This is a genomic window from Lysobacterales bacterium (assembly GCA_019634735.1).
Classification (GTDB): domain Bacteria; phylum Pseudomonadota; class Gammaproteobacteria; order Xanthomonadales; family UBA2363; genus Pseudofulvimonas.
Genome location: JAHCAT010000001.1, coordinates 371,537 through 384,546, shown reverse-complemented (window position 1 = coordinate 384,546; position 13,010 = coordinate 371,537). Strand labels below are relative to the sequence as shown.

12 protein-coding genes are annotated in these 13,010 nt (G+C 70.5%); 10 read left to right on the top strand and 2 right to left on the bottom strand.

The genetic code is table 11. From position 1 onward, the window contains the following. Positions 1 to 20 precede the first annotated feature (20 nt). The 4 genes from trxB to KF823_01555 all read left to right on the top strand — a co-directional run bounded on the left by trxB (position 21) and on the right by KF823_01555 (position 5,283). Positions 21 to 971 carry a thioredoxin-disulfide reductase gene (trxB, locus tag KF823_01570; protein ID MBX3724593.1) on the top strand — a complete coding sequence of 317 codons (951 nt, stop codon included), beginning with the start codon at positions 21 to 23 and terminating at the stop codon, positions 969 to 971. A gap of 158 nt (positions 972 to 1,129) precedes the next feature. Beyond that, a complete protein-coding gene (locus KF823_01565; GenBank protein ID MBX3724592.1) occupies positions 1,130 to 2,281 on the top strand; it encodes a GNAT family N-acetyltransferase in 1,152 nt (383 codons plus the stop codon). After that, positions 2,259 to 2,993: a leucyl/phenylalanyl-tRNA--protein transferase gene (aat, locus tag KF823_01560; GenBank protein MBX3724591.1), complete on the top strand. Its 735-nt coding sequence runs from the start codon at positions 2,259 to 2,261 to the stop codon at positions 2,991 to 2,993. The genes KF823_01565 and aat overlap by 23 nt, the downstream gene beginning before the upstream one ends. A 184-nt stretch (positions 2,994 to 3,177) precedes the next feature. Next, entirely contained in the window at positions 3,178 to 5,283 is a 2,106-nt protein-coding gene (locus KF823_01555; GenBank protein ID MBX3724590.1) for a S9 family peptidase, read from the top strand. A 447-nt stretch (positions 5,284 to 5,730) separates the two neighbouring features. Here KF823_01555 and KF823_01550 read toward each other — a convergent pair whose 3' ends face one another. Further along, complete coding sequence (locus tag KF823_01550) at positions 5,731 to 6,324, bottom strand: glycine zipper 2TM domain-containing protein (GenBank protein ID MBX3724589.1); 594 nt, start codon at positions 6,322 to 6,324, stop codon at positions 5,731 to 5,733. 145 nt (positions 6,325 to 6,469) lie between these two features. On the opposite strand from KF823_01550, the gene cysS reads away from it, so the two are divergent. The 5 genes from cysS (at position 6,470) to KF823_01525 (ending at position 10,887) form a co-directional block, all read left to right on the top strand. Next, a complete protein-coding gene (gene cysS, locus KF823_01545; protein MBX3724588.1) occupies positions 6,470 to 7,846 on the top strand; it encodes a cysteine--tRNA ligase in 1,377 nt (458 codons plus the stop codon). After that, on the top strand, positions 7,828 to 8,292 hold the full coding sequence (locus KF823_01540; GenBank protein MBX3724587.1) for a SufE family protein: 465 nt from the start codon (positions 7,828 to 7,830) through the stop codon (positions 8,290 to 8,292). The genes cysS and KF823_01540 overlap by 19 nt, the downstream gene beginning before the upstream one ends. A 142-nt stretch (positions 8,293 to 8,434) precedes the next feature. Next, the gene (locus tag KF823_01535) at positions 8,435 to 9,262 is read left to right on the top strand and encodes a ferritin-like domain-containing protein (GenBank protein ID MBX3724586.1); all 828 of its coding nucleotides are present in this window, start codon (positions 8,435 to 8,437) and stop codon (positions 9,260 to 9,262) included. 14 nt (positions 9,263 to 9,276) lie between these two features. After that, entirely contained in the window at positions 9,277 to 9,684 is a 408-nt protein-coding gene (locus KF823_01530) for a hypothetical protein (protein ID MBX3724585.1), read from the top strand. Positions 9,685 to 9,777: 93 nt separating this feature from the next. Beyond that, on the top strand, positions 9,778 to 10,887 hold the full coding sequence (locus KF823_01525) for an S-(hydroxymethyl)glutathione dehydrogenase/class III alcohol dehydrogenase (protein ID MBX3724584.1): 1,110 nt from the start codon (positions 9,778 to 9,780) through the stop codon (positions 10,885 to 10,887). Between the two features lie 21 nt (positions 10,888 to 10,908). On the opposite strand, the gene KF823_01520 is transcribed toward KF823_01525, so the two are convergent. Next, positions 10,909 to 11,805, bottom strand: a complete 897-nt coding sequence (locus KF823_01520) for an acyltransferase (GenBank protein ID MBX3724583.1) — start codon at positions 11,803 to 11,805, stop codon at positions 10,909 to 10,911. 270 nt (positions 11,806 to 12,075) lie between these two features. Here KF823_01520 and KF823_01515 point away from each other — a divergent pair, with 270 nt between their 5' ends. Continuing rightward, complete coding sequence (locus KF823_01515) at positions 12,076 to 12,882, top strand: hypothetical protein (protein ID MBX3724582.1); 807 nt, start codon at positions 12,076 to 12,078, stop codon at positions 12,880 to 12,882. Positions 12,883 to 13,010 lie beyond the last annotated feature (128 nt).

The window sequence follows — 13,010 nt, the reverse complement described above, 5'->3', positions numbered from 1 at the left end:
CAAGCGGGCAAGGATACTACATGAGCGCCCGACACTCCCGACTGCTGATCCTGGGTTCCGGCCCCGCCGGCTACAGCGCGGCGGTCTATGCCGCCCGCGCCAACCTGAAGCCGCTGCTGGTCACCGGCCTGCAGCAAGGCGGCCAGCTGATGACCACCACCGAAGTCGACAACTGGCCCGGCGACGTCGAAGGCCTGATGGGCCCGGACCTGATGGACCGCATGCTGCGCCACGCCCAGCGTTTCGACACCGAAGTGGTGTTCGACCACATCATCGAGGCGGACCTGGCGCAGCGGCCGTTCCGCCTGCGCGGGGACGGCGGCGAGTACACCTGCGACGCCCTGATCATCGCCACAGGCGCCACCGCCAAGTACCTGGGCCTGCCCTCCGAGCAGGCCTTCATGGGCCGTGGCGTTTCGGCCTGCGCGACCTGCGACGGCTTCTTCTACCGCGACCAGGAAGTGGTGGTGGTTGGCGGCGGCAACACCGCGGTCGAGGAGGCGCTGTACCTGGCAAACATCTGCAGCAAGGTCACCCTGGTCCACCGCCGCGACAGCCTGCGCGCCGAGAAGATCATGCAGGACAAGCTGTTCGCGCGGCAGCGCGAGGGCAAGGTCGAGGTCGTCTGGGACCATGTCGTCGACGAGGTGCTGGGCGACGACAAGGGCGTCACCGGCGTGCGCATCGTCCCGACGCGCGGCGGCACGCCCCGCGAGATCGCCGCCAGCGGTCTGTTCGTGGCGATCGGCCACAGTCCCAACACCGGCCTGTTCGACGGCCAGCTCGCCATGCGTTCCGGCGGCTACCTGGTGGTCCGCTCGGGGCTCGACGGCATGGCCACCCAGACCAGCGTGCCCGGCGTGTTCGCGGCCGGCGACGTGGCGGATTCGGTCTACCGCCAGGCGATCACCTCCGCCGGGTCCGGCTGCATGGCCGCGCTCGACGCCGAGAAGTTCCTGGACCACGGCTGAGGCCTGCCAGCCTGGCCAGGCCGCCCCCGGGCAGGGTCTCCCCCGCCCGTGCAGAACCTCCCCCGCTGCCGGAATGCCGGCAGCGGCCGGATGAACCGCAGCGCACGCGCCGCGATGCGACGACGGCGCCTGTACGGCCGTCTTCGTACACTGACTCCATGGCCCTGACCCTGCGCATCCACCCCAGGATCGACGAGATCCCGGCAGCCGACTGGGACGCCCTGCGTCCGGACGGCAACCCCTTCCTTGCCCATGCCTTCCTGGCCGGGCTGGAGGCGCACGGCTGCGTCCGCGAAGACCTGGGCTGGCAGGCCTGGCACCTGGCCTGGTACCGCGAAGGTCGCCTGGTCGCGGCCGCGCCGTGCTATCTGAAGGGCAACAGCCACGGCGAGTTCGTTTTCGACTGGACCTGGGCCCAGGCCTTGGAGCAGGCCGGCGGGCGGTACTACCCGAAACTGCTCTGCGCCGTTCCCTACACGCCGGTGACCGGCCCGAGGCTGCTGACCGGCGCCGTCCCGCAACCGGCCCTGGCGCGCGCGCTTGCCGACGCCCTGATCGCCCAGGCCCGGCAACTGGGTCTTTCCGGGGCCCACATCAACTTCCCCGACGCCGCCCAGGCGGCGCAACTGGCCGGCGACGCACGCTGGCTGCCGCGCATCGACCTGCAGTTCCACTGGCACAACCAGGCCTACCCGGACTTCGATGCCTTCCTTGCCCGGCTCAGCCACAAGAAGCGCAAGAACATCCGCCAGGAGCGCGAGCGCCTGCATGCGGCCGGCTGGCGGTTCGAGCGCCTGCGGGGCGGGGCGCTGGCACCGCGCGACTGGCGCTTCATCCATGCGCTCTATGTCGGCACCTTCGCCGACAAGGGCAATTACCCGGCGCTGACCGAGGACTTCTTCATCCACCTGGGCCGGGCAATGCCCGACAACGTGCTGCTGGTCCTGGCCCGGGCCCCGGATGGCCGGCCCGCGGCCATGGCCCTGTTCCTCGAAGGCGGCGGCCGGCTGTACGGCCGCTATTGGGGCGCCCTCGCGCAGGCGCCGGGGCTGCACTTCGAATGCTGCTACTACCAGGGCATCGAGCACGCCATCGAGCAGGGCCTGACGGTCTTCGAGCCGGGCGCCCAGGGCGAGCACAAGCTGGCACGAGGCTTCCTGGCCACCTATACGCACTCCTTCCACCACCTGCTGGCCCCTGCCCTGCACGCACGGGTCGGCCAGGCCCTGGAGCAGGAGCGCCAGGCCGTGGCGCACTGGGCCGAGGCCCTGGCGGCGCGCAGCCCCTATGCGATCGCTGCCGCGGCTTGACGACGATCCGGCGGCGCCGTTCCCGCCGCTGGCGGCGGCCCTGCGCGCGCCGGACGGCCTGCTTGCCGTCGGCGGCGACCTGTCGGTGCGGCGCCTGGCCAATGCCTACCGGCATGGCTGTTTCCCCTGGTTCGGACCGGACGATCCGCTCCTGTGGTGGGCCCCGGATCCGCGCTGGGTGCTGCCCACCGACGGCATCCACGTTTCCCGCAGGTTCGCGCGCTGGCTGCGCAGCTGCGACTGGACGATGTCCTTCAACCGGGACTTCGTTGCCGTGATCGCCGCCTGCGCCGAGGCACCGCGGGCCGGCCAGGACGGCACCTGGATCGTGCCGGAGATGGTCGCGGCCTACTGCGGACTGCACCGGGCCGGGCATGCGCACGCAATGGCCGTGCACGACGCCAGGGGCGACCTGGTCGGTGGCATCTACGGCGTCGGCATGGGCCGCATGTTCTTCGGCGAATCGATGTTCAGCCGGGCCAGCAATGGCTCCAGGGTGGCTCTGCTCGCCTTGTGCCGCCACCTGGCCAGCCACGGCGCGCCGGTCGTCGACTGCCAGTTGCACAGCGCGCATCTGGCCCGCCAGGGCGCACAGCCGATGGCGCGGAGCGAATTCGCCGCGCTGGCCGCGCGACTGTGCGATGCGCCGGCACCGGCGACGCTCTGGCAACCCTGGCAGCAGCCCCGGGCAGCCAGCACCCTGGTGCCCTGATGCCTCGGCGCGGCCCGTGACCGGCGGTCGCGCAGGATTCGAGGAAGGACAGGTCCGGCGCTTGCCTGCGCCCGCCTGGCCCCCATCTGAAGGACAATCCGCGGCCCGGTTCCTCCGATACCGACCGAAGCCGATGCCTTTTCACCTGCCGGCCCGTGCCGGCCTCATCTTCCTGGCCTGCCTAATGACCGTGTCCTGCACCAACCCCTCCCAGCCCCTCGGTGTTGCGGGCGACAGCCACCGGCCACCGCTGGCCGAGCGGCGAACCCACACGGTGACCTCGGCCAACGGCGATCGTGAGGATCCCTGGTACTGGCTGCGCGACGACAGCCGGCAGGATCCGGCGATGCTGGCGTACCTGCAGGCCGAGAACGCCTGGTTCGAGCGCCACATGGCGCCCCTGGCGCCGTTGACCGGGCGCCTGTACGACGAGATCGTCGGGCGCATCAAGCAGGACGACGCCACCGTGCCAGCGCGCCATCGCGGCTACTGGTACTACGCCCGCTACGAGGAGGGTCGCGAATACGCCATCCATGCCCGCCGCAAGGACAGCATGGCGTCGCCCGAGGAGGTGCTGCTCGACGGCAACGCCCTGGGCGAGGGCCTGGACTACTTCCAGATCGGCAACTATGCGGTCAGCGACGACGGCCGGCTGCTGGCCTGGGCACAGGACACCGTCGGCCGTCGCCAGTACACCCTGCGCTTCCGCGACCTGGCGACCGGCAAGGAGCTGCCCGACACCATCACCGGCGCCAGCGCCGACCTGGTCTGGGCGGCCGACAACCGCACGGTGTTCTACATCGAGAACGATCCCGACACCCTGCTCGGCCGGCGCGTCAAGCGCCATGTCCTGGGGACGCCGGCCGCGCAGGACGTCACCGTCTACGAGGAGGCGGACGACAGCTTCTACCTGGGCGTCGACCGCAGCGGCGACGAGCGCTACGTGGTCGTCCACAGCGGCAGCACGGTCACCGACGAGGTGCGCTTCCTGGATGCCGGTACGCCTGCGGGCGAGTTCGAGGTGCTGGCACCGCGCGAGCGCGGCATCGAGTACTCGGCCGACCACATCGACGGCCGGTGGATCATCCGCACCAACTGGCTGGCGCCGAACTTCCGGCTGATGGCCGTCGACGACGCGGCCACCGGCAGCCGGGACGCCTGGCAGGAACTGCTGCCGCATCGCGACGACGTCTACCTGGAGGAGTTCGAGCTGTTCCGCGAGTTCCTGGCGATCGGCGAGCGCAGCGAGGGCCTCAAGCGCGTGCGCATCCGCGCCTGGGACGGCTCGCGCGAGGAATACATCGGCGCCGATGAGGCCGCCTACGTGGCGGAGATCGACGACAATCCCGAGCAGGACACCCGCTGGCTGCGCTACCGGTACAGCTCGCTGACCACGCCCGGCACCGTCTACGAGGTGGACATGGCGACCGGCGAACGCCGCCTGCTCAAGCGCGACCCGGTGCTGGGCGGCTTCGACAGCGCCGACTACGTCACCGAGCGAACCTGGGCGATCGCCGACGACGGCGAGCGGATCCCGGTCAGCCTGCTCTACCGCAAGGGCCTGGCGCGCGACGGCAGCGCCGCCCTGTACCAGTACGGCTACGGCGCCTATGGCCTGTCGATGGACCCCTACTTCAGCTCGGCCCGGCTTTCGCTGGTCGACCGGGGCGTGGTGTTCGCGATCGCCCACATCCGCGGCGGCGAGGAGATGGGCCGACGCTGGTACGAGTCCGGCCGGCAACTGGCCAAGCGCAACAGCTTCACCGACTTCATCGCGGTCACCGCGCACCTGGTCGAACAGGGCTATGGCGCCGCCGACCGGGTGGTCGCGGCTGGCGGCAGCGCGGGCGGCCTGCTGATCGGCGCGGTCGCCAACATGGCTCCGGATCGCTACCGGGCGATGGTGGCGCACGTGCCCTTCGTCGATGTCGTCACCACCATGCTCGACGCCAGCATCCCGCTGACCACCAACGAGTACGACGAGTGGGGCAACCCGGAGGAGAAGGCAAGCTACGACTACATCCTGTCGTACTCGCCGTACGACAACGTCCAGGCCGGGGACTACCCGGCCCTGCTGGTGACCACCGGGCTGTGGGATTCCCAGGTTCAGTACTGGGAGCCGGCGAAGTGGGTGGCGCGGCTGCGCGCCACGGCCACCGGCAGCGCACCGCTGCTGTTCAAGACCAATCTGGAGGCGGGCCATGGCGGCAAGTCCGGCCGTTTCCGGCGCTACCGCGAGATCGCCGAGGAATACGCCTTTCTGCTCGACCAGCTTGGCATCGACGACTGAGGCAGCCGGACTGCGGACCCGTCCCCGGCTCGAGCGGGACTGTGACTGTGGGCAGGACCGAGCCGATCGCCTGACCGGTCGCCGCGACGTCGCTGCGGACCGGTGAGGGTCCGGCCGGCAGCATGAACCATCCGGCCAGGGAAGGCCCGGTCGATACAGGCCTTGCCCCGGCCTGTGGCTGGGCCGGCGGGAATCCCGCATGCACGTGCCTGGTTCATCGGAGTCGGACCCGGGCAGGGGCCGGGCCCGGCGAGCCTGACCAAGGCCAGGATGGCCTCGATGGGACCTTCCCTGGCAGGCTGTTGAAAAACAGCCTGCTGGCGGCGGCCGTGGATGGCCGCTCGGCGAAGCAAGTGCGTAAGCAGTTGATTCGACGGGAGCCCGTCCGGACCTGCGCCGGACGGGCGACTTGAAAAACGACCAGGAAGGTCGTTTTTCAACAAGCTGCTAGTTCGGGCTCATCACCCCGGACGAGCCTGGGTAGCCATCTGCGTGGATCGCCGGCGAGACGCTGACCCGGATGCGCAGCCGATCGCCGGGGTCGAAGTCGAGCCGGGACATGTAGACCTCGCCCCGGTAGCGATACTCGACGTCATAGCCGGTGACCTGGGTCTCGACCACGTACTCCTCGACCAGATGGCAGCGCTGCTCGTTGCTGATCCGGGTCTCGCTGCCCGCCGCGTGTCCGATCGCGCCGCCGGCCACGGCCCCGGCGACCGTGGCCGCACGCCGGCCGCTGCCGGAGCCGATCTGGTTGCCGATCGCGCCCCCGATCAGGGCCCCGAGCACGGTGCCGCCGGCGCTGCGCGGGCCGTTTCGTTCCACGCGGTCGTAATTCTCGCAGTACTCGACGGCCCTGGGCACCTCTACCTCGGCGTACACCGCCTGGACGCGAAGCACCTGGGCGTAGGCGAAGTTGACGTGCTCGGCGCCGGGAATCTCCAGCGCCCCGCCTGGCTGGCCAAGGGCGGGTGCAAGCGGCATCAGGAGGCAGCAGGCGGCGGAGGCCAGGCGGCCGGACAGGAAGGCTGCGTCGCGCATGATCGGTCCGTGGCTTACCGGAGGGCGGGCGGGTTCGGGCAATTTAACGTGAAGCCAACAAACGGCAGATGAACCCGGCGCCGGATTTTTCCAGTGCCGGCGGTGCTTTGCTAGAGTTACCGTTGCTGCTCTGCACAAGAATCCCATGCGTCTCAATCTTTTCAACAGCTTGACGCGGAAACTTGAAGTCTTCGTTCCGCTGGATCCCCAGCGGGTCACGATGTACGCCTGCGGCCCGACGGTCTACAACTACGTGCACATCGGCAATGCCCGGCCGCCGGTGGTGTTCGGCCTGCTTGCCCGGCTGCTGCGGCGCCTGTACCCCGGCGTGGTCTACGCGCGCAACATCACCGACGTCGACGACAAGATCAATGCCGCGGCGGCCGCCCTGGGCGTGCCGATCGGCGAGATCACCACGCGCTTCGCGGCCGCCTACCACGACGACATGGCGCGCCTGGGGGTCGATCCCCCGGACCTTGTGCCGCATGCCACCGACCATATCGGCGCCATCATCGCCATGTGCGCGGTGCTGCTCGAGCGCGGTCACGCCTATGCGGCGGAAGGGCACGTGCTGTTCGATGTCGGCTCCTTTCCCGCCTACGGCGCGTTGTCGCGCCGTTCCACCGACGAGATGCTGGCTGGCGCCCGCGTCGAGGTCGCGCCCTACAAGCGCAACCCGGGCGACTTCGTGCTGTGGAAGCCCTCCACCCCTGAACTGCCCGGCTGGGACAGCCCCTGGGGACGCGGCCGCCCGGGCTGGCACATCGAGTGCTCGGCCATGGCGCAGGCGCACCTGGGCGAGACCATCGACATCCACGCCGGTGGCATCGACCTGCAGTTCCCGCACCACGAGAACGAGATCGCACAGAGCACCTGCGCCCATGGCGGCAAGGTTTTCGCGCGCTACTGGCTGCACAACGGCCTGCTCAACATGGGCGGCCGCAAGATGTCCAAGTCGCTGGGCAACGTCACCCTGGTCCACGACCTGCTGGAGCGTCACCCTGCCGAGGCCCTGCGCTACGTGCTGCTGTCCGCGCACTACCGGCAGCCGCTTGACTGGTCGGAGGCGGCCGTGGAGCAGGCGGTCCGCACCCTGGACCGCCTGTACGGCACCCTGCGCGACCTGGCCGAAGTCGATGCCGGTCAGCCCGGCGATCCTCCGGACGCGGTGCTGGCGGCGCTGTGCGACGATCTGAACACGCCCGAGGCCCTGGCCCTGCTGGCCGGCCTGGCGGGGCAGGCGCGCCAGGCCACCGACGCGGGCGACCGCTCCGCCGCGAAACGCGCCTTGCTCGATGCAGGTGCCCTGCTCGGTCTGCTGCAGCAGGATCCGGAAGACTGGTTCACCGGCGCCCACGGCGGCGGCGAGGCGGTGCGCATCGAGGCCCTCGTGGCCGAGCGCCAGCAGGCGCGCAAGGCGCGCGACTTCACCCGCGCCGATGCCATCCGCGACGAACTGACGGCCCTGGGGGTGGTGGTCGAGGAAGGGCCGGACGGCGCCCGCTGGCGGTGGAACCGGTGAACGCCCAGGCCAGCCAGGCGCAGCAGCGGATCGCCGAGGAGTTCGCCCTGTTCGGCGACTGGAGCGAGCGCTACCAGTACCTGATCGACCTTGGCCGGGCCCTGCCGCCGTTCCCGGAGGCCTGGCGCACCGAGGAGAACCGCATCCACGGCTGCCAGTCGCTGGTCTGGCTGGTGGCCGAGGGCGACGCCTCGGCCCTGACGCTGCATGCGGGCAGCGACTCGGTGATCGTCTCCGGACTTATCGCCCTGGTCCTGCGGGTCTATTCGGGCTTGCCGGCCGAGGACATCCTCGCCACCGAGCCGCAGTTCATCCACGCCATTGGCCTGGGCAACCACCTTTCGCCGACGCGCAGCAACGGCCTGGCCGCACTGCTCGCCCGCGTGCGGGTCCTGGCCGGGCAGGCCCGCGGGGGCGCGGTGCTACGGGCGCCGCCGACGGCCTGAGACGGGTGCGCGGCGCCGCGCCCGCGTTCCACCCGGGCGCACTGATCGTCGTCGCCCGGTACGCGGCCACCGGTCATCAATCGTTCGGTTGGCCCAGCGCCCAGCTGTGCTAGCGTCCGCCGGTCGCCGTCACCCTCCTGTCATGCACGCGCCCTGGACCCCCGAGGACATCGACTGGTCCGCGTTCGACCCGCATCGGGTCGACGCCACCCAGCTGGCCGCCGTCAAGGCCGCCGCGCTGGTCGAGTTCAATGCCGACGACTACGTCGACTACCTCGGCCGCGTGTTCGCCGACGCGCCCGATGTGCTTGCGCTGATCCGCCAGTGGGGCGAGGACGAGCGCCGGCACGGCCTTGTCCTGGGGCGCTGGGCGGTCCTGGCCGATCCGTCGTTCGATTTCGAGGCGGCCATGGCGCGGTTCAGGGAGGGCTACCGGATCCATCCGGATGCGGCGGCCAGCGTGCGCGGCTCGCGCGCCGGCGAGATGATCGCGCGCTGCATCGTCGAGTGCGGCACCTCGTCGTTCTACTCCAGCCTGCGCGATGCCGGCACCGAGCCGGTGCTGCGCGATGTCGCAGGCCGCATCGCCCGCGACGAGTTCAGTCACTACCGGCTGTTCCACGCGCTCTACCAGCGCTATGCGCCGGCTGACCGGGTCGGTCTGTTGCGCCGGCTCCGGATCGCCCTCGGCCGCGTCTCGGAGGCCGACGACGACGAACTGGCCTATGCCTGGTGGAGCGCCAACGTCGCCCCGTCCGGCCAGCCCTACGAGCGCACCGCCTGTTTCCGGGCACAGCAGCGCGCGGCGCTGGCTGGTTTCCGCAAGGACCATGTCCGCCGCGCAGTGCACATGATCGCCCGGGCGGTCGGTCTGCGACCGCAGGGTCGGCTGGCCCGGGCCGCGACCGGCCTGGCCTGGTGGCGCCTGCGCGGCCGTGGCGCTGGCGCCTTCTTCCCACCCTCCCAATGAACAAGGATCGCACCATGTCTCTCCTGCGACAGGCCTGCCTGAGCCTGGTCCTGCCTGCCCTCCTGGCCGGCACCGCGGCCGCCCAGGACGAATCCGATATCGGCTTCCCGTCCGTCGAGGCCGCCCGCAGCGCCCTGCAGGCGCGCGACGATGTGCGCATGTCGCGCGCCGACGGCTGGCTGAGCATCGAAGACCCGGTGAACCTGGCGATCTGGACCTTCGCCCCGGAGGACGACCCCGCGCACCCGGCCGTGGTCCGGCGCAGCGTGCTCGAGCGCGATGGCCAGGTGGTGATCCGCATGGACATCCGGTGCGAAGGTGACCCCGCGGCCTGCGACGCGCTCGAGGAGCACTTCCTCAGTCTCAACGCCGGTGCAGGAGACGCCCTTCCCTCACCGGACGACGCCGACCCGACCCGCTGAAGTCCTCGGAGGGGCGGCCGCACGGCCGATGCTGTTTCCGGACCGGTTGCCCTGCGGCTACCCTGTGCCTCGATCCCGAACCCTGGAGACGCCATGAAGGTCAAGGCAGCCGTCGCCCATCGCGCGGGCGCCCCGCTCAGCATCGAAACCGTCGACCTCGAAGGGCCACGGGCGGGCGAGGTGCTGGTCGAGATCAAGGCCACCGGCGTGTGCCACACCGATGCCTTCACCCTGTCCGGCGACGACCCCGAAGGCCTGTTCCCGGCCATCCTCGGGCATGAGGGCGCCGGCGTGGTTGTCGATGTCGGTCCAGGCGTGACCTCGCTGCGCAAGGGCGACCACGTGATCCCGCTGTACACCCCCGAGTGCCGGCAGTGCGAATACTGCCTGCACCCGAAGACCAACCTCTGCCAGGCGATCCGAAGCACCCAGGGACAGGGGCTGATGCCCGACGGCTCGAGCCGGTTCTCGATCGCCGGCGAGCCCATCCACCATTACATGGGCACCTCGACGTTCGCGCAGTTCACCGTGGTCCCGGAAATCGCACTGGCGAAGATCCGCGAGGACGCGCCATTCGACAAGGTCTGCTACATCGGCTGCGGCGTGACCACCGGGATCGGGGCGGTGCTGTTCACGGCCGGCGTCGAGGTGGGCTCGAAGGTGGTGGTGTTCGGGCTGGGCGGCATCGGCCTGAACGTCATCCAGGGCGCGCGGCTGGCCGGCGCCGACATGATCGTCGGGGTCGACCTGAATCCCGCGCGCAGGGACATCGCCGAGCGTTTCGGCATGACCCACTTCGTGAATCCCGCCGAAGTGGAGGGCGACCTGGTCCCCTACCTGGTCGACCTGACCCGGGGCGGCGCCGACTACACATTCGAGTGCATCGGTAACGTCAAGGTGATGCGCCAGGCCCTGGAATGTGCGCACAAGGGCTGGGGAACCAGCGTCATCATCGGGGTGGCGCCGGCAGGCGCCGAGATCGCCACCCGACCCTTCCAGCTGGTCACCGGGCGCAACTGGCGAGGCAGCGCCTTCGGCGGCGCGCGTGGCCGCACCGACGTGCCGCGCATCGTCGACTGGTACATGGAAGGCAAGATCGAGATCGATCCGTTGATCACCCACACGCTGCCACTCGACCGGATCAACGAGGCCTTCGATCTCATGCACGCCGGCGAATCGATCCGCAGCGTGGTGATGTACTGACGTCCGCCGGGCCGGGTCGCCTCAGCCCAGGCGGCCTGCCAGATCGGCGAGACGGTCGTCCTTGTCGCGCCAGAGTGCGTTGATCCAGTCGCGGGCAGCGGCCTGTGCGGTGTCGCCGGCCATCACCTCGCCGGACATCAACGCCGGCGGCACCGGCAGCGTGCGCACCAGCACGTCGACCCGACGGACATCTCCGGCCAGCAGGTCCGACAGACTGGGCGCGGCACCCTGATAGGCGACGGTGACGTCGAGCACGGTGTCGATCGCCTCGCCCATGGCGCCGAGCACGAAGGCGACGCCGCCCGCGCGCGGCCTGAGCAGGTACCGGTAGGGCGAGCCCTGCGCGGCGTGCTTCTCCGGGGTGCGCCGGCTGCCCTCGGGGAAGTTCATCACCGACACCGGAATGTCCCGGAACCGCTCGCAGGCGCGGCGGGTGGCTTCGAGGTCGCGTCCCGCCAGCGCCGGGCGCCGGGCCACCTGTTCGCGCGTGTAGCGGCGCATGAAGGGAAAATCCAGCGCCCACCATGCCAGGCCCAGCAGCGGCACCCAGAACAGTTGCCGCTTGAGGAAGAAGCGCAGCAGCGGTATTCGGCGGTTGAAGGCCTTCTGCAGCACTGGGATGTCGACCCAGCTCTGGTGGTTGGCGAGAACCAGATAGTGACCGTCCCGGCGCAACCCGGAAGGCAGCTCGACGTGGATGCGCAAGGGCGTGAGACGGTCCAGCAGGAAGGCGTTGACGCCGATCCAGCTCTCCGCGATCGCCATCAGGACCCGGTCGAGCAACCGTCGCAGCGGCCGCCAGCGCAGCACTGCCTTGGCCAGCGCCACCATCAGCAGGGGCACCACGTGGACCAGGGTATTGACGCTCAGCAGCAGCAGGCCGGCGGCGACGCGCGCGGTTCGGATCGTTCGGGCCATGGCGGCTAAGGGCGACGGGCTGCGGAGCAGCGCACAGGGTAGAGGAACCCCGTCGCCCAGGAGGCCCGGGTTCGCATCCGGTCGGCAGGGCGCCCGGCGGCCAGCCCGGCTGCGCGCGAAGGCCACCCCTACCGCTGGCCGCCGGGCGGCATTACAGTCGGGCGCCGCCAGACCACGCAGGACCCCAGGGAAATGACACGGAGCCGTCGCGATCCAGCGCGCAAGCGCCCAGCCCCTCCCCAGACGCCGCGAACCGGCCGCCGCATCGGCGTGGTCATCGATCGGCCGGTGCTCGCCTTGATCGGGCTGGGCCTCCTGCTCACCGGCTACCTGTCGGTGGTGGCGCTGGGCGACGGCCGCCCGGCCCTGTGTTCGACCGAGGGCGGCTGCGCAATCGTCCAGGGCAGCCGCTGGGGCAGCCTGTTCGGTCTGCCCGTGGCGGTCTGGGGGTTCGGTCTGTACGTGCTTATGCTTCTCGCAAGCCTAGATCCCGCACCTGCCCTGAAGCGGTGGCGTCGCCAGTGGCGGCTGGCCCTGGTCGGCCTGTCGATCAGTGTGTTCCTCACCCTGGCCGCCGCCATCCACCTGCGCGCGGTCTGCGGCTGGTGCCTGGCGTCGCTGCTGTTGGTCGCTGTGCTGTTCGCGTGGCTGACGGTGCGCCGGCCGGACGTGGCGCCGGGCCGGCCCTGGGGGCCCTTCCTGCTGCCGCACCTGCTGGCCATGGCCGTGCTGGTGGGCGGCATCGGGCTTGCCCAGAGCGGCGTGCTGCAGCCACCTGAAGACCCTCGACTTCGGGATCTCGCCATCCACCTGGAGCGCACCGGCGCGAAGTTCTACGGAGCCTTCTGGTGCCCCGCCTGCCAAGACCAGAAGCAGATGTTCCGGCGCTCCGCCAGTCGCCTGCCCTATGTCGAGTGCAGTCCGGATGGCCGTGGCGGCATCGCGGCACTGGCGTGCATCGATGCCAACGTCAGCGACTACCCGACCTGGGTGATCCGCGGGCGCACCCATACCGAGGTGCTGCCCCCCGAGCAGCTGGCGCGCCTGAGTGGCTATCGCTGGGAGCGCGCCGACTGAGCTCGCCGTCATCGAACCCCGACCTTGCCGGCGGCTGAACGGCCGACGAGGTCGGCGCATGGCCGATGACTTCCGGCCGATGGCCGGCTTTCCGAGCAGGCCCAGACTGGACGCGTCCCTCCCCAAGG

Excerpts from the sequence above, each read along its gene's own strand:
- KF823_01525 (MBX3724584.1), top strand. The coding sequence starts at position 9,778 with ATGAAGGTCAAGGCAGCCGTCGCCCATCGCGCGGGCGCCCCGCTCAGC.
- KF823_01535 (MBX3724586.1), top strand. The coding sequence starts at position 8,435 with ATGCACGCGCCCTGGACCCCCGAGGACATCGACTGGTCCGCGTTCGAC.
- cysS (MBX3724588.1), top strand. The coding sequence starts at position 6,470 with ATGCGTCTCAATCTTTTCAACAGCTTGACGCGGAAACTTGAAGTCTTC.
- KF823_01565 (MBX3724592.1), top strand. The coding sequence starts at position 1,130 with ATGGCCCTGACCCTGCGCATCCACCCCAGGATCGACGAGATCCCGGCA.
- trxB (MBX3724593.1), top strand. The coding sequence starts at position 21 with ATGAGCGCCCGACACTCCCGACTGCTGATCCTGGGTTCCGGCCCCGCC.
- KF823_01530 (MBX3724585.1), top strand. The coding sequence starts at position 9,277 with ATGTCTCTCCTGCGACAGGCCTGCCTGAGCCTGGTCCTGCCTGCCCTC.
- KF823_01555 (MBX3724590.1), top strand. The coding sequence starts at position 3,178 with ATGACCGTGTCCTGCACCAACCCCTCCCAGCCCCTCGGTGTTGCGGGC.
- KF823_01550 (MBX3724589.1), bottom strand. The coding sequence starts at position 6,324 with ATGCGCGACGCAGCCTTCCTGTCCGGCCGCCTGGCCTCCGCCGCCTGC.
- KF823_01520 (MBX3724583.1), bottom strand. The coding sequence starts at position 11,805 with ATGGCCCGAACGATCCGAACCGCGCGCGTCGCCGCCGGCCTGCTGCTG.
- aat (MBX3724591.1), top strand. The coding sequence starts at position 2,259 with ATGCGATCGCTGCCGCGGCTTGACGACGATCCGGCGGCGCCGTTCCCG.